Origin of the sequence: Kitasatospora sp. NPDC059803 (assembly GCF_042732255.1) — a bacterium.
Classification (GTDB): domain Bacteria; phylum Actinomycetota; class Actinomycetes; order Streptomycetales; family Streptomycetaceae; genus Kitasatospora.
In genome coordinates this window covers 1-1,194 of record NZ_JBHWIJ010000589.1, presented here as the reverse complement: position 1 = coordinate 1,194, position 1,194 = coordinate 1, and the positions used below count along the sequence as shown (strand labels likewise).

Below are 1,194 nucleotides of genomic sequence, written 5' to 3'. Positions count from 1 at the left end.
CGCGAGAGACACCCCCCCCCCGCGGTCCGTTCTTCGCCACCCCCCGGCGCCGGTCCCAGCCCGGCGCCCGCGCGCCCCGGCGGCCCCGCCCCCCCGCGGGCCGACCAGCCTTCATCAGGCCGCGGCATCCCCCGCGCGGCCTGTTCGCACTGATCGGAGAACCATGACCACCAGGAAGCTCGGCACCAGCGGCCCGCTCGTCTCCGCCCTCGGCCTCGGCACGATGGCGATGGCGGGCAGCTACGGCGCAGCCGACGAGCAGGAGTCCGTGGCCACCATCCGCAAGGCCCTCGACTCCGGCATCAACCTGATCGACACCGCCGACTTCTACGGCCCGGGCACCGCCGAGCAGATCACCGGCCGGGCGATCGCCGGGCGCCGCGACGAGGTCGTGCTGGCCAGCAAGTTCGGCATGCGCACCCTGGAGGACGGCCGCCGTGTCGTCGACGGCACCCCCGCGTACGTCAAGGAGGCGGTGGAGCTGTCGCTCTCCCGCCTGGGCACCGACCACCTCGACCTCTACTACCTCGCCCGGGTCGACCCGAACGTCCCGGTCGAGGAGACCGTCGGCGCGCTGGCCGAGCTGGTCGAGGCCGGCAAGGTCAAGCACATCGGCCTGTGCGAGGCGGCCGCCTCGACGCTGCGCCGGGCGCACGCCGTGCACCCGATCGCCGCGCTGCAGACCGAGTACTCGCTGTGGGAGCGCCACGTCGAGGAGGAGATCCTGCCGACCGCGCGCGAGCTCGGTGTCGCCCTGGCCGCCTACCGCCCGCTGGGCAGCGGCTTCCTCGGCGGCAGCTTCAACTCGCCCGAGGACCTCGACCCGTCCGACTTCCGCCGCCACGACCCGCGGTTCCAGGGCGAGAACTTCACCCGGAACAAGGCGATCGCCGACGCCGTCGCCGTGGTCGCCGAGGAGAAGGGCGCCACCGCCGGCCAGCTCGCGCTGGCCTGGGTGCTGGCCCAGGGCGAGGACGTGGTGCCGCTGTTCGGCGCCCGCCGTCCGTCCCGGATCGAGGAGAACGCCGCCGCGGCGGACCTGGAGCTGAGCGCCGAGGACCTCAAGCGGATCGCCGACCTCGTCCCGGCGACCGCCGGCGACCGCTACGCCGCCCCGCTCCTGGCCACCATCGACCGGGGCTGACCCGAACGATCCGGGGGCGGGCCCCCCCCCCCCCCCGCGCCGCGGGCCCC

1 protein-coding gene is annotated in these 1,194 nt (G+C 75.4%); it reads left to right on the top strand.

The features are described from left to right. Positions 1–163 precede the first annotated feature (163 nt). Positions 164–1,144 carry an aldo/keto reductase gene (locus ACFV6I_RS39695; RefSeq protein WP_380431174.1) on the top strand — a complete coding sequence of 327 codons (981 nt, stop codon included), beginning with the start codon at positions 164–166 and terminating at the stop codon, positions 1,142–1,144. Positions 1,145–1,194: the final 50 nt, after the last annotated feature.